This window comes from Tamlana flava (assembly GCF_041287255.1).
Lineage (GTDB): Bacteria > Bacteroidota > Bacteroidia > Flavobacteriales > Flavobacteriaceae > Tamlana > Tamlana flava.
This window is the reverse complement of record NZ_JBGGTX010000001.1, coordinates 811,520-836,851: the sequence shown is the minus strand read 5'-3', so window position 1 is coordinate 836,851 and position 25,332 is coordinate 811,520. Positions and strand designations below refer to the sequence as shown.

Here is a 25,332-nt window from a genome sequence, read left to right as displayed (position 1 = left end):
TCAAACTATTGTGGACAAATATAATTATTTTATCGATAAAACGCACTTTTTTTCCGATAAATTACATATTAAGTCAATAATTCGGCTAGAATAGCCAGTTTCATTGTCATACCAACCTATGATTTTTACCATTTTTCCGATAACGGAGGTCATCTGCGAATCGAAAATACATGAATGGGTATTTCCAACAATATCAATAGAAACAATTGGGTCTTCAGTGTATTCTAAAATGTTTTTAAAGTGATGGGTTGAAGCTTCTTTAAATGTTTGGTTAACTTCTTCTATTGAAACCGTTTTTTTTACGTTGAAGGTAATATCTGTTAAAGACCCATTGATAACCGGCACTCTTATTCCACAGCCTCCAATAACCTCCGACAATTCAGGAAATATTTTTGTGAGCGCTTTGGCAGCACCAGTAGTGGTAGGCACAATGGATTGCCCAGCGGCTCTAGAACGCCTTAAATCTAGATGGGGTTGGTCGTGCAGACTTTGGTCGGTGGTGTAAGAGTGCACCGTTGTTATATAAGCCTGGTCAATGCCACAAAGTTTATTGATGATGTCAATCATAGGTGCGGCATTGTTAGTTGTGCATGATGCATTTGAAATGATGGTTTCTGTTCCATCTAAAATAGTGTCGTTAACTCCTAAAACAATGGTTTTTATGTTGTCATCAATTGGAGGAACACTTAGAATGACCTGTTTTGCTCCATTATTTATATGGTATTGTAAATAGGAAGTTGTTTTAAATTTCCCTGTAGATTCAATAACAAAATCTATATTAAAGGGTTTCCAGTTGATGTCTTTTGGGTGCTTTTCATTCGATAATGCAATTATTTCTTCATTAACGATAAGGTGATTAGCATCATATGTGACTTCACCCTTAAAAATCCCGTGAACACTATCGTATTTCAATAAATGGCTTAGGGTTTTGGCATCCGCCAAATCATTTATGGCAACAACTTTTATGTTCTCATAACTTTGAAGAAGCCTAAAAACACGCCTGCCAATCCTTCCAAAGCCGTTGATAGCAACCCTAATCAAGATTAATGAATGTGTTTTTGTGCATGGTAGGAAGACCTAACCAACGCACTACTCTCTACGTGACGGAAGCCAAGTTCCAAACCAATTTCTTCGTATTCCTTAAATTGGTCTGGATTAATAAATTGCTTAACCGGTAGGTGTTTTTTACTTGGTTGAAGGTATTGGCCAATGGTTACCACGTCAACATTATTGGCTTTTAAATCGTTAAGTGTTTCAATCACTTCTTCCCGTGTTTCTCCCAAACCAAGCATGATTCCCGATTTTGTTCTACGTTGGCCTTGGGCTTTCAAATATTTTAAAACAGCCATGCTTCGGTCGTATTGTGCTTGTATTCTCACTTCGCGGGTCAATCGGCGAACAGTTTCAATATTGTGCGATACCACTTCTGGAGTTACATCAATAATTCTATCGATATGTTTTTCAATGCCCTGAAAGTCTGGAATTAATGTTTCAAGCGTGGTTTCTGGATTCATGCGTCTCACAGCCTTTACCGTTTCCGCCCACATAATGCTACCCATGTCTTTTAAATCATCTCGATCTACACTGGTTAAAACCGCATGTTTAATGTTCATGATCTTTATGGAACGCGCCACTTTTTCGGGTTCATCCCAATCAACAGATTCTGGTCTTCCCGTTTTCACACCACAAAAACCACACGAACGCGTACAAATATTACCTAAAATCATAAAGGTGGCGGTTCCCTCTCCCCAACATTCACCCATATTTGGGCAGCTTCCCGAAGTACATATGGTATTCAGTTTGTATTTATCAACCAATCCGCGCAGTTCAGTGTACTTTTTGCCTGTTGGAAGCTTTACACGAAGCCATTTTGGTTTTGGTTGACGTACTGGTAATATATTTGAAGCTGTTTCCGTGTTCATGTCTCTAAAATATAGGAAGCAAAGATACGAAGTATTCTTTTAAATGAACCCTATAAGGTGGTTAGATACCAAATGCTAAATCCTACTAAGAAAACGATTCCGAGTACACTTAAAACATGAATATATCCTGAAGGTCTCCACGCTTCTGGGGTGTGTTTGCTCGATATTAATTTGTAATTGATAATCGCATAAAATGGAGCTGTGATAAAAGATAATATGGTTGCTATTTGAATTAAAAGGCCCATTTCTGAAGCCAAAAACAGAAAGATGCAAATGGTACCAATGGAAAGCAAGGTTATCCAAAAAGCATAATTGAATTTTGAAGCATTTTTGAACAATAATTGGGTGGTTTTTTCCATGGATCTCGGCGATGCATCTAGAGTGGTTAGTGTTGTACTGAACATGGTTGTAAAAGCTGCAATGCCAATGATAATATAAGCCCAGTCTCCAAGATTTGTGGTGTACATGCCAATTAACTGTCCAGAAAAAACCGAGGCAGAATTGCTGAACGTTTCTCCACTATGATACATAACCAACGTCCCCAAAAGAACAAACCCAACGCCTAAAAAAATGGTGCCCAAATACCCAACGTTAAAATCGAATAATGCTGATTTGGTATTGTATTGCTGCGTTTCCTTGTTTTTTTCTATGGACCATAGTGACTGCCATACTGCAATGTCCAAAGGTGCTGGCATCCATCCCATAAAGGCTATTAAAAATGAAATTTCCAATGTGTTTTCTGGAAGTACTTGATGCAGTGATACTGCATTTTCGTTGTTGAACAATGCAATGCTCACCGCGGCCAATGTGCTAATGGTTAATGTTAGTATGATGATTTTCATTAGTCTGTCCAACAATTTGTATTTTCCGATGATCAGCAATATTAAACAGATAAAAATAATAATAATGGTCCAGGCTTCTATCCCTAAAAAATCACCAAATAGGGAAGAGGCCAACCCTGCAGTTACAATGGTTACGCCAGCCTGAATGGTAAAAATTGTAGCTAAGCTGAGTAAAAAATATGTCATTAAAATACCTTTGCCAAGTTTTTTATAGCCGTCCAGCAAACTTTCACCCGTGGCGGTAGCGTATCGTGGACCAAATTGAAAAAATGGGTATTTAAATAAATTGACTAACAATAAGGCCCAAATAAGGCCCATGCCAAAATCTGCACCAGCCCTTGTAGATTGGACCAAGTGCGATACCCCAATGGCTGCGCCGGCAAACAATAATCCTGGCCCTAAGTTCTTGAGTTTAGCTATCATTTACTTTTCTCTAATAATTTCGGCCAATAGTTTTTTCGCACGAAGCAACTTAACTTTCACGTTGTTTATGGGTTCGTCCAGCTCCTTTGAAATTTCCTTATAGCTCAATTCTTGAAAATAGCGCAGGTTTATAATTTCCTGATAGTGTGGCTTCAACTTTTTAATATCTCGAAGCAATTTCGCTAAATGTTGGTCGGTAATCAACTTATCTTCAGGGGAAGGGGATTCGTCCAAAACCTGAAATACTTCACGTTCATCTTGAGATAGCACCTGCGAAATGGAGTTTTTTTCTTTTCGAAGTAAGTCGATGTGAATGTTTTTTGAAATGGCAATAAGCCATGTTTTAAAGGTATATTGCTCATCAAAAGTTTCAATTTTATCAAATGCTTTAGAGAAAGTTTGAATGGTGATGTCCTCGGCATCGTTTTCGTTTTGGGTCCGTTTCAATTGAAAACCATAAACGTCATCCCAGTACAAATCCAATAAATAATTAAACGCCTTTTGGTCGTTTTTTTTGGCACGTTTAATGGCTTCGATTATTTCCAATGACTGGGCTTTGAGATAAGATTATTTATAAAGATAGTTAATTGTGCCATAATTAGAAAAATTTCAAGGAACGGTAAAAGCAGTAATAAATCACTTTCATTAAGCTTTTTTGATAAACTACCTAAAATGATGTATTGAATGGTGAGTCTGGCCAAAAATAACCCCAAAATGAGCGGCCATTTATATAGTGAAACAAAAAGAATCATCGCGAATAGCCAGAACAAAAGGGTTGAACTGTAAAAAATTGCCAGAAAGGCTTTGTGTTTTAACTTGTAATGTTTTGCTGTTGAAACATGACGGCGTTTTTGTTTAAACCACTCTTTAAATGTGACTTTTGGTGTGGATACCGTAAAACTTCCATTAGGAATGCATATAGCTGTATTTTTGCTAGTGGCCACCTGATTTACAAATAAATCATCGTCTCCAGAGCGCACTTTTATATGGTTTATAAACCCATTGGCTTTAAAAAATTCAGATTTTGAATAGGCCAAATTTCGCCCGACACCCATGTAAGGAGAGCCTGCCAAAGCAAACGAGAAATAATTTCCAGCTGTGATTAAGGTTTCGAACCGAACCAGTTTATTTAGTAAAGATTTCTTGATTTTAGCATAAGCACCGTAGCCCAAAACAACTGATTTTTCAGAATCAAAATGCGCGCACATCTCTTTTATCCAGTATTTTGAAACGGGTTTGCAATCGGCATCGGTAAACAAAAGATAGTCGTTTTTAGCGGCTTTAATTCCAAGTGTTAAAGCGTATTTTTTATTTCCCCAAAAGGCTTCAATACTTTTTACATCAACCACTTTAATGTTGATGTGTGCTTTTGCGAAGTCTTGCATAACCTCCAAAGTATCATCTTTCGAAGAATCATTAATTAAAACAACCTCAAAATCGGGATATTCTTGCTCAATGATTGAAGGGAGAAAACGTCTTAAATTTTCAGCTTCATTTTTAGCACAAATAATAACTGAAACGGCAATGTTTTTTGAAACAGCCTTTTGAGGCTTAAAAAAAGCCAATTTTCCAAAGACGAATACGTAAAAAATGAATTGGATAACAACTACTACGATAAATGTGAAGTAGATAAAACCAAGAAACCCCATAAATTAGTTAGGAATGTTGAGGTTCTTTACAATCGTTAAATTGGTCTGGTGTTCTGCCACAAAAGCCACAAGCTTCACCTTCTTTGTTCAACATGGGGTTTTGACTGGCACATGTACCGGCAAATTTTCCATCTTTTTTTGACCAAATTTTAATTGCAATGCCTGCAAAACCGATTCCTAAAAGTACTATGGTTATTAAAAGAAGTTTCATAAGGGTGTAAATCTTTTTACAAAGATAATGTTTTTGATCCTAAATTTTATGAAGAAGAAAATAAATGGAGCAAGTGACCAATTTATTTTTAGGTGTCTAATTATTAAATAATTACTTTAGTGAAATTCTAATCAATTAATAAACTATTTAGTCATGAAAAAATTATTTGCAGAGTTTTTTGGAACATTTTGGCTCGTTTTTGGTGGTTGTGGAAGCGCCATTTTTGCTGCTGGTTACCCAGAATTGGGTATCGGCTTTGTTGGAGTGGCTTTAGCCTTTGGATTAACTGTTTTAACTATGGCTTATGCTGTTGGCCATATTTCGGGAGCACATTTTAACCCAGCGGTATCATTGGGATTATGGGCTGGTGGAAAGTTTGAGGCCAAGGATTTGTTGGGGTATATTATTGCTCAGGTTGTTGGTGCCATTGCAGCTGCGGGTGCATTGTACCTTATTGTAACGGGTAAGTCCGATTTTGTTGATATTGGTGGATTTGCGGCCAATGGATATGGCGATTTGTCTCCTGGGGGTTATGGTATGACATCGGTTTTAATCGTGGAGTTTTTATTGACTATGTTTTTCTTATTGATTATTTTGGGTAGTACTTATGTTAAGGCGCCTGAAGGTTTTGCAGGAATAGCTATTGGTTTGGCTTTAACATTAATTCACTTAATAAGTATTCCCATTTCGAATACATCAGTTAACCCTGCCAGATCAACCAGTCAAGCGTTATTTGCGGGTGGAGAGTTTACTTCACAATTGTGGCTGTTTTGGGTAGCGCCTATTGCTGGTGCCATTGTGGGTGGATTTATTCATAAAACATTTTTCAGTAAGGAATAAAATTTACTTTATTCCATTAAAAAAGCCTCATTTTAACATTAAAATGAGGCTTTTTGTATTACTACTATTAATCTATTGTAAATTAATTTCTGCAACAGAATTCTCGGTTGATGCTACACTATTACCCCCTTTAGGCTCTATGGTAATGTTAAGTGCAAGTGCGTCTTCCATGTAAGGAATATTTTTAAGTTTTCTGTCTGCTTTGTCCAAAATACCCAAACTCACCATTTTTCCTTGCAACTCAGCCCATATTTGGTAGCATTGTTCTTCCGGTAATTCGGGTAAAGAAACTACATCAATCATCGATGTTTTTTCTTTAGGATTAATGTAAGCCACAGTTTTTAAGTCTTTGGCACGTTCATTTCCATTAATGATGTACTTTTCAGTTTCTGGGTTGTTAAGCCTTAAAAGCTGACGCATTACATTGTCAAGCATTGCGTTGTTTTTGGCAATGTCACTTCGTAAATCAAATATTTCATCTACAACTACCTGATTCTCTTTTGAGAGTTTTTGGTTTTGATTGTAGAAAATATAGGAAGTGCCGGCAAAAAGCAGCGCTGCAACACTTGCCGCAATACTGAATTTATACCATTTTTTATAAGACCTCTTTACATTTAATTCGACGACAGGAGCTTCGTCAAGTTCATCTAAAATATTATTTAAGATACCTTGTGGAGCTTCAACAGCATTCATTTTGGCAACCACTTCTAGGTTGTGTTGCAATGTGTTGTAGGCATTCTGTACTTCTGGGTATTTTGATATAAAAGACTCAACTTTTTCTGTTTCCACAGAAGTAGTTTCACCTAATAGATATTTTTCTAATAGGCCAGAATTTAAAAAAGTAGTTATTTTCGCATTCATGACGTTTTTTATTCAGGATTGTAGATTTTTTTTAATTCCCGCAATCCTATTTTTAATCTCGATTTTATAGTTCCTAACGGAATATCCAGTTCCTCACTGGCTTCTTGTTGGGTCATGCCCTCAAAAAAGAGCGCATTTATTACTATTTGGTACTTTTCATCCAAACTATTTAGATGTTTTTTTATGTCTAAAACATCTTGATTAAGTTCATCTGAATTTAATTTATATACGTTAGAAGTTTCAATTTGGACTTCGTTGCCGCTTTTGTTCTTTTGTGACCTTACCTTATCAATAGCCGTGTTGTATGCAATCCTGTATAGCCAAGTGAACAATTTGGCCTTGCTAGAATCGTATTTTTTTGAATAACGCCAAATTTTTACAAAACTCTCTTGAAGAACATCTTGGGCAGTGTCATCATCTGAAATGATTTTTTTTATGACCCCAAAAAGTGCATCGGCATAGTATTCGTACAATAACTTAATGGCTTTTTTATCGCCATTTTGTAATAATGAAACTATTTCTTTTTCTATTGCTGATACCAATTTGGCTAGTTTTGTTTAGATGTACAATGGTTGTTCATAATATCAAAGTTAGAAATTTCTTTTGAGACTATAGGATATTTACTTCGGCTTCAATGGCAATGCCAAAAAGGCGTTCTACTGTTTTCTGGATTAATTTTGAAAGATCTAAAATATCCGAACCTTTGGCTTCACCATAATTTACCAACACCAAAGCTTGTTTTTTGTGCACACCGTAATTGCCGAATCGTTTTCCCTTAAAGCCCGCTTTTTCAATGAGCCAGCCTGCAGGCACCTTAACTTCGTTATCTGAAACCGGGTATGAAGGTATATCTGAGAAGTTTTTTAAGAGGCTGTCAAAATGCGATTTTGAGATAACAGGGTTTTTAAAAAAACTACCGCTATTGCCTATTTCTTTTGGATTTGGAAGTTTGCTTTCGCGAATGGCAATGACCGCTTTTGAAATATCTTTTATTGTTGGATTTTTAATACCTTGATTTTCTAACTCAGATATAATAGTGCCATAATTTACATGACGTTTATGGCTGTGTTTGGTCAATCTAAAATCAACACTCGTGATGATAAATTTGCCTTTGGCATCTTGCTTAAAAATGGAGTTTCTATAACCAAAATTACAATCGGTTTTCGTGAACGTTTTTATGGTTTTAGATTCTAGGGGTATGGCTTCGCAAGATTCAAAAACATCTTTAAGTTCCACGCCATAGGCGCCAATATTTTGAATTGGAGCAGTACCCACGTTGCCTGGAATTAAAGAGAGATTTTCAACGCCCCCAAAATCATTATTGATACACCAAAGCACAAACTCATGCCAATTTTCACCGGCTTGGGCCCTAACCGTTACAAAGTTATCATCTTCGGATAAAACCTCAATCCCTTTTAAATTGATATGGATGACCAAACCATCAAAATTTTTAGTCAATAGCATATTACTGCCACCTCCTAAAATCAATTTGTTCGGATAATTTTGCAGCGATATAACCTCATTAAGGGCTTCAATGGTATCAACAGAAACAAAATGTTTCGCGATAACATCAATGCCAAAGGTGTTGTAAGGTTTTAAGGATATATTCTGCTTAATCTGCACTAGTCTTTGTAAACTTTAAGGGCTTCTTTTAAAATATTTACGGCTTTGATTAAACTTTCTTTGTTTAAAACATATGCAATCCGAATCTGGTTCAAACCAACTCCGGGAGTGGAATAAAATCCTCCTGCCGGTGCAACCATTACCGTTTCGCCATCAATATCAAAATCTTCTAAAAGCCATTGGGCAAAATCATCAGAATTTTTAATTGGTAATTCTGCAATGCAATAAAAGGCGCCTTTTGGGGTTGCAACTTTAATACCTTCAATTTTTTGTAATTCGGCAATTAAGGTATCTCTTCTTTCTACATATTCCTTTATTACATCATCAAAATAGCTTTGAGGTGTATCCAATGCGGCTTCACTTGCGATTTGTGCATAGGTTGGTGGACTCAATCTTGCTTGGGCAAATTTAAGTACCGTTTGCATAACCGTTTTGTTTTTTGATACCAAACAGCCAACGCGTGCACCACACATGCTATAACGTTTGGAAACAGAGTCTATTATGACAGCATGTTGATCTATACCATCTACCTGTAAAATGGAGTAATGTGAGTTTCCGTCGTAAACAAATTCTCTGTAAACCTCGTCGGCTACTAAAAATAAATCATGTTTTAAAGCCAATGCAGCTAGTTGTTCAATTTCTTCCTTGGAATATAAATAACCCGTTGGATTTCCAGGGTTGCAAATTAAAATAGCCTTTGTTTTAGGTGTAATTAACTTTTCAAAAGTCTCAATAGGGGGTAAGGCAAAATTGTCGTCAATATCACAAATAGCAGGAACAACATTAACGCCTGTGGCTGTTGAAAATGCAATATAATTGGCGTAAAATGGCTCGGAAATAATAACCTCGTCCTCAGGATCCATGATGCTACTGAACAAAAAAAGCAGCGCCTCACTTGCGCCAGTGGTAACAATTATATCCGTACGAGAAACCTCAATATCATGTTTTTTGTAGTACTTTGCAAGTTTTTCGCGGTATTCATCAGAACCTTCCGATCTAGAATATGAAAGGATGTCTATATCGTTCTCTTTAACAGCTTTTAAGGCTACTTCGGGGGTCTTTATGTCTGGTTGTCCAATATTCAAATAATAGATGCTTTTCCCTTTTTCAATGGCTTGTTCCGCATACGGAACAAGTTTTCGAATGGGTGAAGCGGGCATGTCATGTCCTTTTTTAGAAATCGTTGGCATTAAATCTGTTTTAGGCTGCAAAAATGAGAAAATTATCTTAAAGTTTTTTTAAAAAACGGGCTTAAATTCTTAAGCCATGATAAAGATTCGTAAATTGAATAAGCCATTATTACATGCTTCAATGAAGTTTCGCATTATCTGCATATTACTATTTTTTTGTTTTAACCTGTATGGGTTTTCCCAAGCTAAATTTGTCATTCAGAATAAACGCAAGTCGGACAAAATAAAGTTCAAACTTATAAATAATTTAATAGTAATCCCTGTTGAGGTTAATGGTGTTAAGCTTTCATTTTTGCTGGATACAGGAGTTAGTAAGCCCATTATTTTTAATTTCTTAAATGTTTCGGACACTTTGGAAATCAAGAAAACCGAAACCATATTTTTACGTGGTTTGGGCGAGGGGCAAATGGTTGAAGCCTCAAAATCTGAAAATAATATTTTTAAAATAGGTGATGCCATAAAGCTAAATCAAGATCTCTACGCAGTTTATGGTGAGAAATTAAATTTGGCGCCAAGATTGGGAATCCCCATTCATGGGATACTTGGGTTTGATTTGTTTCGAGATTTGGTAGTTGATATTAATTACTCCGCGGGATATTTAAGATTGACAGAACCTGAACATTTTACTTATAAAGAATGCAAAAACTGCGAACGATTTAATTTAGAATTTTACAACGGTAAGCCCTACATCAATTTAAATGTTGCCATTGAAAACGAAAACATTCCTGTAAAACTTTTGGTAGATACGGGTGGAAGCGATGCCCTATGGCTTTTTGAAAACGACTCTTTAGGTGTTGGCTTAGGTGATAAACGTTTTTACCATGATTTTCTCGGACATGGACTTAATGGTAGTGTTTATGGAAAAAGAGCGAAAGTAAATGAGATTACTTTGAAAAGTTTTGTTTTAAAAAATGCCAATGTTGCTTTTCCAGATTCATCAGCAGTACTATTTGCCCAAAAAATAAGGAACAGGAATGGCAGTTTGTCAGGAAACATTTTAAAACGGTTTAATATTGTTTTCGACTACCAAAAGGCACGGATGGTTTTAAAAAAGAACAAATATTTTAATGAAAAGTTCACATACAACAAAAGTGGAATAGAACTGGCCCATGATGGCATGAGGTTGGTTAGAGCAGCCGATGATAAGATTTCGAAGCAGAGGGATCAGGGCTTCAATAGAACGAAGATTAACATTGATACGCAGTACAAGCTTTTACTTAAACCAGCCTACGCCATTGTTGAACTTAGGAAAGGCTCCCCTGCCCATGCGTCAGGTTTGAAAATAGGAGACGTGCTAATGAGCATAAATGGTAAACATGCCTTTTATTATTCTTTACAAGAAATAATGAACATGTTTCATGGAGATACTGGAAAAAAGATAAAGCTGAAAGTAGAACGGGATGGCAGGCCTTTGTATTGCACCTTTGAACTTAAAGAACTATTATAAAAAAAGAGCTTGAAAATTTCCTCAAGCTCTTTTTAATTATACGGTTTACTCTTTTTATTGCTGCTGAACAATACTTTTGTCCTTTTTATCCAGTAGGCTTACTTTGCTTGGATCAATAACTTCACCTTTAATTTTTAGCGCCACTGTTGGTGTTTCGGCATTTGAAATTACAGTTATTGTTTTTCTAATTGGATTTACTCTATTGGTATCGTATTTCACCTCAATCTGTCCTGTTTTTCCAGGTAAAATAGGGTCTTCAGGTTTTTTAGGAATGGTACATCCACAGCTTGAAGTTACTTTAGATATAATAAGAGGCTCATTGCCCGTATTTGTAAACTCAAAAGTTCTAACACCATTAGATCCTTTTTCAATGGTTCCATAATCAATGGTTTCAGATTTAAATTCAATTTTAGCCTGTGCATTCACGGCAAAACTGATTAATCCGATAAATAAAATTGTAATTAATTGTTTCATAATTTTAAGTTTTATTGTTCAATTTTGGGTATTCTTATTAATTGCAAGCAGTGTTAAAAACTGCCTTATCTTCTGTTTTTGATTAAGTCAAACATAGTCACTTTTTCCACAACCTGCAAAAATAATGGATGAAATACATGTTAATTTATTCATTAGTTCCTATTAAAAGTAACTTAAATTACCATTCAATTTAAAATTTTAGGGTATAAAAACAGCTATAAAATTGCTTCACCTAAAAGCTTATATAGTTTTTATAGAATAAGAAATATAAGTACTTTTGCACATCATTATTCAAAAACTATTCCAAAGCATGCAAATTCCATCAAAATATGATGCAAGTCAGGTAGAAAACAAGTGGTATAACTACTGGATGAAACATAATTACTTTCATTCAGAGCCCGATGAAAGAGAGCCTTACACCATTGTCATTCCACCGCCTAATGTAACAGGGGTACTTCATATGGGGCACATGCTGAACAATACCATTCAGGATGTTTTGATTCGCCGTGCGCGTTTGTTGGGCAAAAATGCATGTTGGGTGCCTGGTACAGACCATGCATCTATTGCTACCGAGGCAAAAGTGGTGGCAAAGTTGAAGGAGCAGGGTATTGATAAAAATGATTTGTCTCGCGAAGAATTTTTAAAACATGCTTGGGAATGGACGCACGAATACGGTGGCGTAATTTTAGAACAGCTAAAAAAACTGGGCTGTTCCTGCGATTGGGAAAGAACCAAATTCACTATGGATGATGATATGAGTGAAGCCGTAATTCAGGTTTTTGTGGATTTATATAACAAAGGCTTGATTTACCGTGGTTACCGAATGGTAAATTGGGATCCTGAAGCCAAAACAACATTGTCCGACGAAGAGGTGATTTATGAAGAAAAACAAGGACAATTATACTACCTAAATTACAAAATTGATGGTAGTGACAATACGTTGACCATTGCTACTACGCGTCCTGAAACCATTTTTGGTGATACCGCCATTTGTATAAATCCTAACGATGAGCGTTTTACACACTTACGTGGAAAAAAAGCTATTGTGCCCATTTGCAATCGGGTTGTACCTATAATTGAAGATGAGTATGTAGATGTTGAGTTTGGTACGGGGTGTTTGAAGGTAACTCCCGCGCATGACGAAAACGACAAAATGCTGGGAGATAAACATAACCTTGAAGTTGTTGATATTTTTAACGAAGATGCCTCTTTAAATAGCTACGGCTTGCATTACGAAGGCAAGGATAGATTCGTGGTTAGAAAGGAAATTGTTATGGAGTTGGAGGAAAAGGGCTTTTTGTTAAAGACCGAAAACTACATTAATAAAGTTGGAACTTCCGAACGCACCAAGGCGGTTATCGAACCACGATTAAGCGACCAATGGTTTCTTAAAATGGAAGAATTGGTAAAACCTGCCATAAAAGCAGTTTTGGGCGAAAATCCAGAGATTAAGTTAGTGCCTAAAAAGTTTGAAAACACTTATCGCCATTGGATGGAAAATATTCGCGATTGGAATATTTCCCGTCAACTCATGTGGGGACAACAAATTCCGGCGTACTATTATGGCGCCGGAAAAGAGGACTTTGTAGTAGCCGAGAATATTGAGAAAGCTTTAGAACTGGCGAAACAAAAAACCAACAACCCACAACTAACAACTAACAATTTACGTCAAGACAAAGATGCACTCGATACTTGGTTTTCGTCTTGGTTGTGGCCTATGTCGGTTTTTGATGGCATAAGAAATCCGGAAAACGACGATATAAACTATTACTACCCAACCAACGATTTGGTTACAGGACCAGATATTCTGTTCTTTTGGGTGGCACGTATGATTATTGCCGGTTACAAATATAAAGGCGAAAAACCTTTTAATAATGTGTATTTAACGGGCTTGGTTCGTGATAAGCAACGCCGAAAAATGAGCAAAAGTTTGGGTAACTCGCCAGATGCTTTAAAGCTTATTGAAGAATACAGTGCCGATGGTGTGCGTGTTGGTCTGTTGTTGAGCAGTGCGGCGGGTAATGATTTATTGTTTGACGAGGCCCTGTGCCAACAAGGTAAAGGTTTTGGAAATAAAATTTGGAATGCCTTTAGATTGATTGAAGGTTGGGAAATTGATAAAACTATTCCGCAACCAGAAACTTCCAAAATAGGGTTGGAGTGGTACGAAGCCAAATTACAAAAGGCTTTATTTGAGATTGAAGACCATTTTAGGAAATACCGTTTAAGTGATGCATTAATGACCATTTACAAATTAATCATGGACGATTTTTCGTCGTGGTTATTGGAAATCATTAAGCCAGCCTACCAAAAGCCCATTGATGCCAAAACGCATAAAGCCGTAATTGAAGCTTTAGAAAATAATTTAAAAATCTTGCATCCGTTTATGCCATTTTTAACCGAGGAAATTTGGCAATATATTACCGAAAGAACACCAGAACAAGCTTTAATTATTGCAAAATGGCCTAAAGCAAAATCGGTTAATCAAGAGTTGATTTCTGAATTTGAATTTGCTTCAGAAGTTATTTCGGGCATTAGAAATATTAGAAAGCAAAAGAACATTGCTTTTAAGGATGCTGTTGGTTTTTCGGTAATAAATAACGAAAACATTAAATCTACTTTTGATGGTGTTATTGCTAAATTGGGCAATTTAGAAAGCATTGATTATGTAACCGAGGCCATTGAAGGTGCGTTGACCTTTAGAATAAAAGCCAATGAGTATTTTATACCCATGGCCGGTGCCATTGATGTTGAGGCCGAAATTAAAAAACTGACCGACGAGCTTAATTATACCGAGGGCTTTTTAAAATCGGTGCAAAAGAAACTCTCAAACGAGCGTTTTGTAGCTGGTGCCCCAGAGCAAGTGGTGGCCAGCGAAAAGAAAAAAGAAGCTGATGCGTTAGCTAAAATAGAAACCCTTAAGGCTAGTTTAGCGAGTTTGGATGCTTAGGTTTTGGTTCGCCTTACGGTTCGTATAACCGTAGTTACAGTTTAATATGTGGTAATTTTCGTCTTGGCACAGACGTTAGCAATTCCGAGTGGATTCGGACGTAGTCGAATCCGCCGTAATTGCGGTTATACATTGTTAGGCAACGTAATTTTCTTTCCAACTATTAGTTTTAGCAATCAATTCAGGATACAAACAAGATGAGTTTCCGTCTTGTGAAACCAAAATTTTAATTGAATCTCCAATTGATTTGTTATTTGTCAAAGCAAAATTATTAGTCCTTGATTTCACAACGTTATTCCCATATTCATAATGTACATCCATTGATGAACCAAATTTTGAAAATGTGAAACCTTTATAATGGCTTATTGAGATTATTTTTCCTTCCATAATTCTGCCAGTTTTATATAATGAGATTTCCTTATTTATTCGCGAGTATAGAATAAAGCAAAGTATTAGTCCAATTGAAAAAACAACTCCAGCTATGTAATACACAAAATCAATACTAAACGAATATTGCTTAAATTCAGTTGGAATTGATTCTCCGCTCAAATGTTTAATTGAAATTATATCTCCAATTTTTAAATTATCCGTTTTTTCAGGTTCAAAAACACTAAATTTTGATTCCGTTTTCTCTCCGTTGTTGTCAAATTCATAAGTCAAAATTTGAGGGTTATTCCCATTGATAGTTATGTTGTCAATTCCTTTAATTCCAGTTATAGTAGCATTCGATTTTATTCCATCAGATTTAATTTTTTCAGCGTTTTCAACAAATGGTAAGCTATTTCCCAATGAATTCATCATTAAGGCCATTGGAAGAAAAAGAAGTAATGCAAATCCAATTCCTTGAAATGCAAAGAGTAGTAGAATTGGTCTGATTTTGGCTCTTTGCCAGATGGTTTTGAAATTAATCTTTCTATTTGTCAATATCGTTTGTCTTTATGTTGCCTGACAGTTGGATAAACGCAATTGCGTTTATCTATACTATATTCATTCCGTTAAATATACATAATATTCTTACAAATAAATGCTTTTCTTTTAAGAGATAGTTTTTTCGCCTATTAATGAGCAGTTAATGGATTTAAGCAAATCAGTTTTGTAGGGCAGTGCGGTAGCCTTAAATTGGAGACCAATTTTTTTCAAAATAACCCTTATTTCCGGTATAAAAAGTAATTGTTTACCAAATCAATGTAGTTCTGTTTGGCTTCTTCTTGGGTTAGCCCTTTTACCTGAAAAAGGGCGTTGGTTTTAAAGGCGTTTATTATGGGCTTTTTGCTACGGGGTTTGCCGTAATCGTTCGTGGCTTTTTTGTAGAAGGCGTAGAGTTTTAAAAGCGTATCGGCAGGAAATGGGGCGGTGTGTGCGTTTACCCGTTCCACAGCTTCTTCAAACTCTATTTCCAGTTTGGTTTTACCCATTACGATTCAGCAATAATAGTTTCTCCCCCTCGAACTTTTTGGTTCAATGTTACTTTAATGTTGGTATCGAGCGGTAAAAACAGATCTACTCGTGATCCAAATTTTATAAACCCAGATTCACCACCTTGTTCCACTTGGTCATTCACTTTGGCGTAATTAACAATTCGTTTTGCCAATGCTCCTGCGATTTGTCTGTGTAATACCTTGCCATAGGTGTCGTTTGCAACAACAACAGTGGTGCGCTCATTTTCCTCACTGGCTTTTGGGTGCCATGCAACCAAATATTTACCCGGATGATATTTGCTAAAAATGACTTTTCCACTAATCGGGTAGCGTGTTACGTGCACATTTACGGGTGACATAAATACACTTACCTGCAAGCGCTTTTCTTTAAAATATTCTTTTTCAAAAACTTCTTCAATTACTACTACCTTGCCATCAACGGGAGATACCACTTGTTTGCCATTTACTGAAGTTTTTCTTTTTGGGTTTCTAAAAAACTGAAGAATAATGATTAAGAAAGCCAATAACAGAATCATTATAGCGGTTCGTAACCAAGTAATGTCTATATAACTATCCACCAATAAAATACCAGCAACAACAATACCGAACGTTACGAATATTATTTTATGACCTTCTTTATGAAACATAATGCAAAATTCTTAAAAATAAATAAATAATAGGCGCGGCGAAAATGATGCTGTCCAACCTATCAAGTAGCCCACCATGGCCGGGCATAATTATTCCACTATCTTTTGCGTTGGCCTGCCTTTTAAATTTCGATTCAATTAAATCGCCCAAAGTGCCAAATACACTTACGATGATGCTTAAAATTAGCCAATCTGTAAAACCTAAGGTTTCTGTAAAGGTAGCAATAAAATAACTTGCTATACAGGCAAAAAACAACCCACCTAGAAATCCTTCAACCGTTTTTTTAGGCGATATTTTTTCGAAAAGCTTTTGTTTGCCAAAGTTTTTGCCGACCAAAAATGCAAATGAATCATTAACCCAAACCAAAATAAAGGAACCTAAAAGGATATTTGGGTTGTAACGTTCATGGTGATTACCAATTAACACCAAAAAAACAAATGCACTTGTTAGATAAAATGTGGTAAGGATAAACCTTTTGGAATGAAACAGTGGAATGGTTTTTTCTGAAAATAAATCTTTGATAAGAAATAGTTGAACAAAAATGGTAAGTACCATGAGTATTTGAACAACTTCGTTAAACCCATCTTCCGTTTTAAAAATACTTTCCCAATAGCCAAAAACACCATAAAGGACAACAAAAATGATGTAGGGCACATAATTTTTTAATTGTATGAGCTTTTTAAATTCGCCCAAACAAATTAATCCGAAAACAAAAAATAGTGCCATAAGTGCCTGCTCAAAGAACAAGCATGTAATAAGTAATGTAATGTATAATAAACCTGAAAGCGACCTAACAAGAATTTCCTTCATACTATAAATCTTCTAAAAGAAGTAGGTATAGGTTTTTTGCACTGCTACCATAACTTAGAAAATCTTTTTCATCGTTTGATTTAAAGTGCTTAATGGTGGTGATGTTAGTAGGTATTTTTTGTCTGTTTTTTGATTTTATACCGCGCAAGCCCTCACCAATATTTTCAACAATTTGGCTTGTGGTTGCAAAAACTATGAAGTTCAGTGGTAATTCGGGCAATTTTTTTTCAAAGATTTGTTTTGAGGAAATTAACAGTGAACCGTCGTTGGCAATCAAGTTTTCACAGGTGGTTAAAAAGAATGTAGACTCGTTAATTTTTGTTGTTGGATTTAAACTCGTTTTTTTGAATTTATCCTCCAAGTTTTCGTCAATTACCAAAGCTTTTTTTTCTTTCCAATTATTTTCGGAAATGATGTTTTCAAGATTTCGGTAAATTTCATTTAAATCTTCGCAATACAAAAACTTACCACCATTAGCTTTAAAGTTTATGGTAAACCTTTCGTCTATAGGTAGTTTTATTTCCGGCATGTATTTGCCTCTATCATCAGATTTTAATTCGTCGTCTGTACGTTCAGATTTAGAACCAAAAAGTTTTCTAAAAAGACTCATTTAATGTATTGCTATTAACCGTAAACTATAAGAGGTTATTCAAATATAAAAAATCTTAAATTAACCCTACGACTAATTTAAGATTTTTACTCGATAATCGAGATTTAAGTGTTCCAAGGTATGATTGAAATCAAAATTTTGTTCCTTAAAATGGCTTGTTGTCCTAACCAAGAGTAATTTACCAAAACCATAACAAAATAAATGCCCACGGTGCTTACTCTTCCTCCTTAGTGTCTTCTTGGGTTTTTGCTGCTATGGTTTCCTCTTTTTCAAAGGCTCGTTTTCCAAATATTTTTTCAAGGTTATCTTTAAAAATAACCTCCTTTTCTAGCAGCACTGTTGCCAGTTCTGTTAACTTGTCTTTGTGATCTTCAAGTAATTTAACGGCACGTTGGTACTGTTCTTCAATAATTCTCGAAATTTCTTTGTCTATCAGCTCTGCGGTTTCCTCACTGTAAGGTTTAGTAAAACCATACTCATTTTGCCCTGAAGAGTCGTAATAGGTTAAATTTCCAATTTTATCACTCAAGCCATAAACGGTAACCATGGCCCTTGCTTGTTTGGTTACTTTCTCAAGATCGCTAAGCGCACCGGTTGAAATTTTATTGAAAACAACTTTTTCCGCAGCACGTCCTCCAAGGGCAGCGCACATTTCGTCAAGCATTTGCTCTGGGTGAACAATCAATCGCTCTTCTGGTAAATACCAAGCAGCACCCAATGAACGTCCACGAGGTACAATGGTTACTTTTACAAGTGGCGCAGCATGTTCCAACATCCAGCTCACCACGGCATGTCCAGCTTCATGGAAGGCCACAGCTCTTTTTTCGCTTGGTGTAATGATTTTATTTTTCTTTTCAAGACCACCAATTATTCTATCAACAGCATCTAGGAAATCTTGTTTATCGACTTCTTTTTTACCATTTCTGGCAGCGATCAACGCCGCCTCATTACACACGTTGGCGATATCAGCACCAGAAAAACCAGGAGTTTGTTTTGAAAGGAAATCTAAATCTAAATCTTTAGCTTTTTTTAGTGGACGTAGATGAACCTCAAAAATCTCTTTACGCTCTCGTACATCGGGTAAATCCACAAAAATTTGACGGTCAAATCGTCCCGCACGCATTAACGCCTTATCTAAAATATCTGCCCTGTTGGTTGCTGCTAAAACAATAACGTTTGTGTTTGTACCGAAACCGTCCATTTCGGTCAATAATTGGTTAAGAGTATTTTCGCGCTCATCGTTACTTCCAGACATGGCATTTTTACCTCTGGCACGACCAATGGCATCAATTTCATCTATGAAAATAATTGACGGCGATTTTTCCTTGGCTTGTTTGAACAAATCTCGAACGCGGGATGCTCCAACGCCAACAAACATTTCCACAAAATCTGATCCAGATAAAGAAAAGAAAGGCACTTTAGCTTCACCAGCTACAGCTTTAGCTAACAAGGTTTTACCTGTACCAGGAGGACCTACCAATAAGGCGCCTTTTGGTATTTTGCCACCCAAAGTGGTATATTTTTCAGGATACTTAAGAAAATCAACAATTTCTTGTACCTCTTCTTTGGCACCTTCAAGCCCAGCCACATCTTTAAAACTGGTTTTTACTTCAGTGTTTTGATCAAATAGTTTGGCCTTAGATTTTCCAATGTTAAATATTTGTCCGCCGGCACCTCCACCAGCACCTCCAGACATACGGCGCATGATGAATATCCAAACGGCAATTAAAAGAATAAAAGGTAAAATACCCATTAAAAGATTCCCCCAATTATCAGTTTCCTTATCGAAGTCTATTCGAGGTTTGGTGGATAAGTCTTTTGTTACGTCATCTAAATCTTGTTCAAACTTTTCAAGACTCCCAAATTCGAAAGTGTAATTCGGTAATTTGTTGGTTGTTGGAAGAAATGTTTGCGGTTTCGATTTTCGGTGAACATCCTTACTTTCGGCTTCCTTTGTTAAATAAACCTTTGCAACCCTCGTGTTTGTTATGATGTCAACCTGCTCAATATCTCCATCTTCTAAATATCTAAAAAAGTCAGATTTTGTAATTTTATTCCCATCTTGGTAGCTTCCACTTCCAAATAACTGAAATCCTAGAAAAATAGCTATGAGTATACCATAAATCCAATACGGACTGAATTTAGGTTTCTTGTCTTTTGTGTTTTTATTATCGTTTGCCATTGCAATTTTTTAGTAACTCGTTTCTATAACTGTTGTTTTTGCATCTCCCCAGAGACTTTCAATATCATAAAATTCCCTGATGTGCTTTTGGAACACGTGCACAACAACGTTAACATAATCAATTAATACCCATTCGGCATTATCGGCTCCTTCTGTATGCCATGGGTTGTCTTTTAGTTCCTTACTAACTTTTTTTTGGATGGAGTTAACTATGGCGTTTACTTGCGTGTTTGAAGTACCTTCGCATATAATGAAATAATCACAAACCGTGTTTTCGATATCCCTTAAATCCAGTATACTAATTTCCTTTCCTTTAACGTCCTCAATACCGCTTATAATGACTGATATTAATTGGTCTGTGCTTATTTTTTCTTTCGCCATTAATTTTAATTAATTTGTGCAAAGTTATTATTTTTTTGGTTCTTTATACTTTAAAATAATCATAAGATTTGATACTTCTTTAATAACCTGCAAATGCGTATAATCAAACTTAATGCCATCGATTCAACAAATAGCTATTTGCGCCATTTGAGTGCCAAGGATAAGCTGGATGATTATACCGTTGTAATTGCCAAAAAGCAAACAAGTGGCCGTGGGCAAATGGGTACGGTATGGGAATCTGAAACGTCTAGAAACCTAACGTTTAGCGTATTCAAGAACTTTTCTGGTCTTTCAATTGAGCAACCATTTTTTATAAGTATGGTTACTGCTTTGGCAATTTTAAAAACGCTTAAAGGGTTTTCAATTCCGCGTTTGAGTATTAAATGGCCAAACGACATTTTGTCAGAACATAAGAAAATTTGTGGTATTTTAATTGAAAATGTCATTAAGCAAAATTCACTCCATGCATCCATTATCGGTATTGGTTTAAATGTTAATCAAGCTACATTTGAAAACTTGCCACAGGCTTCCTCATTAAAAATTATTACAGGGCAGCTTTATAATCCCGATGAAATCGCATTAAATATTCTAAAGCATTTAAAAGCGTACTTTAAACTTTTGCAAAAAGGTAAATTTGATGAGTTGAAAGAAGCTTATGAAAGTTATCTGTTTCGGAAAAACAAACCGTCAACCTTCAAGGATCTTGAGGGTTTTATGTTTTCAGGATTCATAAAGGGTGTGTCTGATTCTGGAAATCTTCAAGTGTTGTTGGAAGACAATATTTTGAAAGAATTCGATTTAAAAGAAATAACACTTTTGTATTAAATAGCCGTTTGAATATTGGTTGCCAAGGTTTCTATGAATTTTGATATCGGCTTTTTTATCATCATGGACATCATCGGGTTAAAGTCTCCAGTAAATTCCAAATGAACTTCACTTGAAGCCACATCCTTAGGTAATATATGCCCGGTAAGTGAGAAATCTATTTTGCCACCGGCAGCACCAAAAACAATTTTGTTTGGGGGTATTACTTCTTTCTTTTTAAGGGTTATTTCTGGCATGCCCGCCAAAGCAAAAATAAAAGTGTCCTCATCTAAAACTTCAAACTTACTTGTGTTTTCAGGCATCAGGGATTTAAAGTTTTTAACATCAGCTAAAAAGTTAACGATGTCTTCAGGAGATTTTTCCACCCTTATTTTTGGGGATTCTAAATTCATTATAATTAAGTTGTTTTTTTATTTAGTTGCCTAGTTTTTCGACTTAACAGCTTAATAGCGAGCATTAAAGTATATCAATTAGCGTTCCATTCACTTGGATTGGAATTCCATTCAGACAAAGTTACCACTTCCTTTTGCGAGATATAATTGGTTTCCAAAGCTTCTTCCAGTAAACTTTCGTAATTGCTCAAAGTGTGAAGCAAAACATTTTCCTTTTTAAAGTTTTCGGCAGCTACATCAAAACCGTAAGTAAAAATCGCAACCATACCTTTTACCTTTATACCTGCATCTTTAAGCGCTTTTACAGCATTCAAGCTACTTTTTCCGGTGCTAATCAAATCTTCAACCACAACAACATTTTGCCCGCTTTCAATAAAGCCTTCAATTTGATTCTTACGACCGTGACCTTTGGCATCGGGGCGAACATAAATGAATGGCAATCCTAAATATTCAGCAACCAACATACCTATGCCAATAGCTCCAGTGGCAACACCGGCAATAGCATCAGGTTTCCCATATTGTCTTTCAATATGTTTACCCATGGTTTCACGAATGTAATTTCGAATAGGAGGAAAGGATAATACAATTCTATTGTCACAATAAATTGGCGATTTCCACCCGGAAGCCCAAGTAAAAGGTTCTTTAGGACTGAGTTTTATGGCATTGATTTGCAATAAAACTTCGGCAGTTTTTTTGGCTGTTTCTTTGTTAAAAATCATGTGGGTAAAATTAAGCATTAATTTAATTTTATGATGTAGTAAAAGGTTGAATTAAAAAATAATTTTTTAACAGTGCACAGTTTGAACCTAAAAATGATATTTTTACCCTATTGAATGCGATAACAGATAGCGAACATGTACAAAGTTTTTGTAGGAGATAAGCCAATAGTTTTAACTACAGAAGTAGAAAAGGAAACTAACTTTAAAAACTATTTGCTTAAAACAGTAAATCTGAGGAGGGTTATAAGGAAGTTGAATAATGGGTCATTAGAGGAGATTCGCCTTATTCATAAAAACAAAGATAAATTATTAAAAAGGTTTTTAAAGAAGTTGCCCAATGTGGTTGCTGGAGGGGGCAAGGTTTATAATTCTCGTGGGGAAGTGCTGTTCATCTACAGAAATGATAAATGGGATTTGCCAAAAGGAAAGGCCGAGCGTCGCGAAAGCATTGAAAAGACTGCTATAAGGGAAGTGACTGAAGAAACAGGCGTTGCTGGTTTGGAGATAACAAAACCTTTGGAAACTACTTATCATATTTTTAAGCGCAATGGACGCTACAAAATAAAAATAACCTATTGGTTTGAAATGAAAACCAGTTTTGATGGCAACCTATACGCCCAAGAAGAAGAAGGTATTACCAAGGTAGAATGGCTTAATACTGCCCAGATTGAAGATGCACTTGAAAATTCTTATGCCAACATCAAACTTCTTATTTAAAATTATAGACGCTTAATTTTCCATGGTTAATCTTGTGGGGCAATATATTAACTGTAAATTTGCACCTTCAAAAAAATACCATGACTGATTTTATTAGAAAGCGTGCCGCCAATGCCAAAGACGATATTTTAAGTGGAATTACAGTTGCCTTAGCGCTTGTTCCTGAGGCAGTTGCATTTGCTTTTGTTGCAGGTGTAGATCCGTTGGTTGGATTATATGCTGCTTTTATGATTGGCTTGATTACGTCAATTTTTGGTGGTCGTCCAGGTATGATTAGCGGTGCCACAGGAGCTCTTGCTGTAGTTATGGTAAATTTAGTGGCAGAAGGTAATGCTATGGGTGAACCCAATGAGCAATTAGGTCTATATTATCTATTCGCAACAGTAATTCTCATGGGGGTTATCCAAATGATGGCGGGTGTTTTTAAGTTGGGTAAGTTTGTTAGATTAATTCCGCATCCTGTAATGATGGGCTTTGTAAATGGGTTAGCCATTGTTATATTTCTATCCCAATTGAATATGTTTAAAGATGCCATTGGCGATTGGTTTTCAGGCACCCAATTATGGACGATGCTTGGTCTAGTTGCCTTAACCATGGGAATCATGTTCGGGTTGCCAAAACTTAATAAAAAGTTGCCGGAGGCATTAATAGGTATTCTCGTGGTTTCTGCTATTGTGATTTTTGGAAAGTTGGATGTGGCAACGGTGGGCAGTTTTATTCGTGATGGTGGTGGTTCTGGATTGGAAGGTGGTTTGCCTCAATTCCAAACAGACATTTTTAGCAAAGTACCTTTTAATATGGAAACCTTATCGTTTATTGGTCCCTATGCCTTAATACTTGCTGCCATTGGTTTAATAGAATCTCTAATGACCTTAAATTTGGTAGATGAGCTAACCGAAACCCGAGGTAATGCCAATAGAGAATGTCTGGCTCAAGGAGGTGCAAATATTGTTACTGGTTTTTTTGGTGGAATGGGTGGTTGCGCCATGATTGGCCAATCTTTAATCAATATTAAATCGGGCGGTAGAACCAGACTATCCGGAATAGTTGCAGCGGTTTTACTTTTAATGTTCATTCTTTTTGCGTCAACCTATATTGAGCAAGTACCTATTGCAGCATTGGTTGGTGTGATGTTTATGGTGGTTATTGGCACATTTGCTTGGAGTAGTTTTAGAATTTTGAATAAAATCCCATTAAGCGATGTTATTGTTTTGGTTGCTGTTTCAGCTTTAACGGTTGTTTTCGATCTGGCCATTGCTGTAATTGCTGGTGTCATTATTAGTGCTTTAGTGTTTTCTTGGGAAAACGCAAAACGAATTCGTGCAAGAAAACGCATGAAAGAAGATGGTACTAAGGTTTATGAAATTTGGGGACCATTATTTTTTGGTTCTATAATAGCTTTTAATGAAAAGTTTGATGTTAAAAACGACCCCGACAAAGTTGAAGTTGATTTTGTTGAATCTAGGGTTAGCGACCATTCGGCCATTGAAGCCATTTTTAATTTGGTGAATAAATACGAAGAAGCAGGTAAGCAAATCAAATTAAAACACTTGAGCGAAGATTGCAAGGTGTTGCTTTATAAATCAAGTCCGAAATTTAGGGAAGTGATTGTTGAAGATATTGATGACCCACGCTATCATTTGGTCGAAAACCCAGAAGCGTTTACTAAAGGGCTTTCGGAATATAAGTTTTAGCTTTTTAGTTGTTGGTCACTAACTACTAGCAACTAGCGGATCGGTTTTTTGAGTTGTTCCTTAACGCGATCAAACGATTTTTTGCTGGCTCGTTCCCAACGGTAAATATTGTATTTTCGGCCTTTACTGGCTTCAAACTTGGCTTGTTTTTTACGTACTTCGTTCGCCCAATTAAATCGTTTTTTCAGAACGGTTTTTATAAGTTCATTCTCCGCTCCAATACTTTCCAAAGTATTTAGGGCTGCAATAGAAACGTTTTGAACTTTGTCATCAATACATTTTAGTAACACAGGAATGGAGGAAGCTTTGCCAACAACTTCTAAGCCTTCAGCAGCCAATTTTCTGGTTTTGTAATTGCCGTTAGTTACTGCATATTCAAGTTTTTCAACATGCCCATAATGAGTCCAAAAGTTTATGGTACTTTCAGAAGGCTGAATAAGGTTCAGTTTAAAAAGTAAATATGTAATTTGGTGGAACATAAAGAAGAATTGTAACCTATATATA

Annotated in this window: 27 protein-coding genes; 6 read left to right on the top strand and 21 right to left on the bottom strand. The window is 36.1% G+C overall.

Features of this window, described 5'->3' with window-relative positions; all coding sequences use genetic code 11:
- Window positions 1-24: 24 nt before the first annotated feature.
- From gap to ACB104_RS03610, 6 genes are read right to left on the bottom strand one after another with little or no spacing between them, the layout of a single operon-like run.
- Window positions 25-1,041, bottom strand: a complete 1,017-nt coding sequence (gene gap / locus ACB104_RS03635) for a type I glyceraldehyde-3-phosphate dehydrogenase (RefSeq protein WP_370476915.1) — start codon at window positions 1,039-1,041, stop codon at window positions 25-27.
- A 2-nt stretch (window positions 1,042-1,043) separates the two neighbouring features.
- Window positions 1,044-1,922, bottom strand: a complete 879-nt coding sequence (gene lipA, locus ACB104_RS03630) for a lipoyl synthase (RefSeq protein ID WP_370476914.1) — start codon at window positions 1,920-1,922, stop codon at window positions 1,044-1,046.
- A gap of 50 nt (window positions 1,923-1,972) precedes the next feature.
- Complete coding sequence (locus ACB104_RS03625; RefSeq protein ID WP_370476913.1) at window positions 1,973-3,187, bottom strand: Nramp family divalent metal transporter; 1,215 nt, start codon at window positions 3,185-3,187, stop codon at window positions 1,973-1,975.
- Entirely contained in the window at window positions 3,188-3,733 is a 546-nt protein-coding gene (locus ACB104_RS03620) for an RNA polymerase sigma factor (protein ID WP_370476912.1), read from the bottom strand.
- Window positions 3,724-4,836, bottom strand: a complete 1,113-nt coding sequence (locus ACB104_RS03615) for a glycosyltransferase (RefSeq protein ID WP_370476911.1) — start codon at window positions 4,834-4,836, stop codon at window positions 3,724-3,726. The genes ACB104_RS03620 and ACB104_RS03615 overlap by 10 nt, the downstream gene beginning before the upstream one ends.
- Window positions 4,837-4,843: 7 nt before the next feature.
- Window positions 4,844-5,047, bottom strand: coding sequence for a membrane or secreted protein (locus ACB104_RS03610; RefSeq protein WP_370476910.1), 204 nt, complete (start codon window positions 5,045-5,047; stop codon window positions 4,844-4,846).
- A gap of 153 nt (window positions 5,048-5,200) precedes the next feature.
- On the opposite strand from ACB104_RS03610, the gene aqpZ reads away from it, so the two are divergent.
- A complete protein-coding gene (aqpZ, locus tag ACB104_RS03605; RefSeq protein ID WP_370476909.1) occupies window positions 5,201-5,887 on the top strand; it encodes an aquaporin Z in 687 nt (228 codons plus the stop codon).
- A 72-nt stretch (window positions 5,888-5,959) separates the two neighbouring features.
- On the opposite strand, the gene ACB104_RS03600 is transcribed toward aqpZ, so the two are convergent.
- From ACB104_RS03600 to ACB104_RS03585, 4 genes are all read right to left on the bottom strand, one after another.
- Window positions 5,960-6,748: an anti-sigma factor gene (locus ACB104_RS03600; RefSeq protein WP_370476908.1), complete on the bottom strand. Its 789-nt coding sequence runs from the start codon at window positions 6,746-6,748 to the stop codon at window positions 5,960-5,962.
- An 8-nt stretch (window positions 6,749-6,756) separates the two neighbouring features.
- Window positions 6,757-7,290: an RNA polymerase sigma factor gene (locus tag ACB104_RS03595; protein WP_370476907.1), complete on the bottom strand. Its 534-nt coding sequence runs from the start codon at window positions 7,288-7,290 to the stop codon at window positions 6,757-6,759.
- A gap of 67 nt (window positions 7,291-7,357) precedes the next feature.
- Window positions 7,358-8,371, bottom strand: a complete 1,014-nt coding sequence (gene murB / locus ACB104_RS03590; RefSeq protein WP_370476906.1) for a UDP-N-acetylmuramate dehydrogenase — start codon at window positions 8,369-8,371, stop codon at window positions 7,358-7,360.
- Complete coding sequence (locus tag ACB104_RS03585) at window positions 8,371-9,561, bottom strand: pyridoxal phosphate-dependent aminotransferase (protein ID WP_370476905.1); 1,191 nt, start codon at window positions 9,559-9,561, stop codon at window positions 8,371-8,373. The genes murB and ACB104_RS03585 overlap by 1 nt, the downstream gene beginning before the upstream one ends.
- 292 nt (window positions 9,562-9,853) lie before the next feature.
- Between ACB104_RS03585 and ACB104_RS03580 the strand changes: the two genes are divergently transcribed.
- Window positions 9,854-11,008 (top strand): PDZ domain-containing protein, encoded by a 1,155-nt coding sequence (locus tag ACB104_RS03580; RefSeq protein WP_370476904.1) that lies wholly within the window; start codon window positions 9,854-9,856, stop codon window positions 11,006-11,008.
- 54 nt (window positions 11,009-11,062) lie between these two features.
- On the opposite strand, the gene ACB104_RS03575 is transcribed toward ACB104_RS03580, so the two are convergent.
- Window positions 11,063-11,482 carry a DUF1573 domain-containing protein gene (locus ACB104_RS03575; RefSeq protein ID WP_370476903.1) on the bottom strand — a complete coding sequence of 140 codons (420 nt, stop codon included), beginning with the start codon at window positions 11,480-11,482 and terminating at the stop codon, window positions 11,063-11,065.
- A 310-nt stretch (window positions 11,483-11,792) separates the two neighbouring features.
- Here ACB104_RS03575 and ACB104_RS03570 point away from each other — a divergent pair, with 310 nt between their 5' ends.
- Window positions 11,793-14,432: a valine--tRNA ligase gene (locus ACB104_RS03570; protein WP_370476902.1), complete on the top strand. Its 2,640-nt coding sequence runs from the start codon at window positions 11,793-11,795 to the stop codon at window positions 14,430-14,432.
- A 135-nt stretch (window positions 14,433-14,567) separates the two neighbouring features.
- On the opposite strand, the gene ACB104_RS03565 is transcribed toward ACB104_RS03570, so the two are convergent.
- The 7 genes from ACB104_RS03565 to rsfS form a co-directional block, all read right to left on the bottom strand.
- On the bottom strand, window positions 14,568-15,356 hold the full coding sequence (locus tag ACB104_RS03565) for a hypothetical protein (RefSeq protein WP_370476901.1): 789 nt from the start codon (window positions 15,354-15,356) through the stop codon (window positions 14,568-14,570).
- A 224-nt stretch (window positions 15,357-15,580) separates the two neighbouring features.
- On the bottom strand, window positions 15,581-15,847 hold the full coding sequence (locus ACB104_RS03560; RefSeq protein ID WP_370476900.1) for an acyl-CoA-binding protein: 267 nt from the start codon (window positions 15,845-15,847) through the stop codon (window positions 15,581-15,583).
- Window positions 15,847-16,497 (bottom strand): phosphatidylserine decarboxylase family protein, encoded by a 651-nt coding sequence (locus ACB104_RS03555; RefSeq protein WP_370476899.1) that lies wholly within the window; start codon window positions 16,495-16,497, stop codon window positions 15,847-15,849. The genes ACB104_RS03560 and ACB104_RS03555 overlap by 1 nt, the downstream gene beginning before the upstream one ends.
- Window positions 16,487-17,308, bottom strand: a complete 822-nt coding sequence (locus tag ACB104_RS03550) for a phosphatidate cytidylyltransferase (RefSeq protein WP_370476898.1) — start codon at window positions 17,306-17,308, stop codon at window positions 16,487-16,489. The genes ACB104_RS03555 and ACB104_RS03550 overlap by 11 nt, the downstream gene beginning before the upstream one ends.
- Window position 17,309: 1 nt before the next feature.
- Window positions 17,310-17,918, bottom strand: a complete 609-nt coding sequence (locus ACB104_RS03545) for an LUD domain-containing protein (protein ID WP_370476897.1) — start codon at window positions 17,916-17,918, stop codon at window positions 17,310-17,312.
- A gap of 214 nt (window positions 17,919-18,132) precedes the next feature.
- The gene (gene ftsH / locus ACB104_RS03540; RefSeq protein ID WP_370476896.1) at window positions 18,133-20,100 is read right to left on the bottom strand and encodes an ATP-dependent zinc metalloprotease FtsH; all 1,968 of its coding nucleotides are present in this window, start codon (window positions 20,098-20,100) and stop codon (window positions 18,133-18,135) included.
- 9 nt (window positions 20,101-20,109) lie between these two features.
- Window positions 20,110-20,481, bottom strand: a complete 372-nt coding sequence (gene rsfS / locus ACB104_RS03535; RefSeq protein ID WP_370476895.1) for a ribosome silencing factor — start codon at window positions 20,479-20,481, stop codon at window positions 20,110-20,112.
- A 93-nt stretch (window positions 20,482-20,574) separates the two neighbouring features.
- Between rsfS and ACB104_RS03530 the strand changes: the two genes are divergently transcribed.
- Complete coding sequence (locus ACB104_RS03530) at window positions 20,575-21,306, top strand: biotin--[acetyl-CoA-carboxylase] ligase (RefSeq protein ID WP_370476894.1); 732 nt, start codon at window positions 20,575-20,577, stop codon at window positions 21,304-21,306.
- On the opposite strand, the gene ACB104_RS03525 is transcribed toward ACB104_RS03530, so the two are convergent.
- Together ACB104_RS03525 and pyrE are read right to left on the bottom strand one after the other, a co-directional pair.
- Window positions 21,303-21,698 (bottom strand): SRPBCC family protein, encoded by a 396-nt coding sequence (locus ACB104_RS03525; protein ID WP_370476893.1) that lies wholly within the window; start codon window positions 21,696-21,698, stop codon window positions 21,303-21,305. The genes ACB104_RS03530 and ACB104_RS03525 overlap by 4 nt on opposite strands.
- 74 nt (window positions 21,699-21,772) lie before the next feature.
- Window positions 21,773-22,417: an orotate phosphoribosyltransferase gene (gene pyrE / locus ACB104_RS03520; protein WP_370476892.1), complete on the bottom strand. Its 645-nt coding sequence runs from the start codon at window positions 22,415-22,417 to the stop codon at window positions 21,773-21,775.
- A gap of 135 nt (window positions 22,418-22,552) precedes the next feature.
- Here pyrE and ACB104_RS03515 point away from each other — a divergent pair, with 135 nt between their 5' ends.
- Together ACB104_RS03515 and ACB104_RS03510 are read left to right on the top strand one after the other, a co-directional pair.
- Window positions 22,553-23,134, top strand: coding sequence for an NUDIX hydrolase (locus ACB104_RS03515; RefSeq protein WP_370476891.1), 582 nt, complete (start codon window positions 22,553-22,555; stop codon window positions 23,132-23,134).
- Window positions 23,135-23,214: 80 nt separating this feature from the next.
- The gene (locus ACB104_RS03510) at window positions 23,215-24,828 is read left to right on the top strand and encodes a SulP family inorganic anion transporter (RefSeq protein WP_370476890.1); all 1,614 of its coding nucleotides are present in this window, start codon (window positions 23,215-23,217) and stop codon (window positions 24,826-24,828) included.
- A gap of 32 nt (window positions 24,829-24,860) precedes the next feature.
- On the opposite strand, the gene ACB104_RS03505 is transcribed toward ACB104_RS03510, so the two are convergent.
- A complete protein-coding gene (locus tag ACB104_RS03505) occupies window positions 24,861-25,307 on the bottom strand; it encodes a HEAT repeat domain-containing protein (RefSeq protein WP_370476889.1) in 447 nt (148 codons plus the stop codon).
- Window positions 25,308-25,332 lie beyond the last annotated feature (25 nt).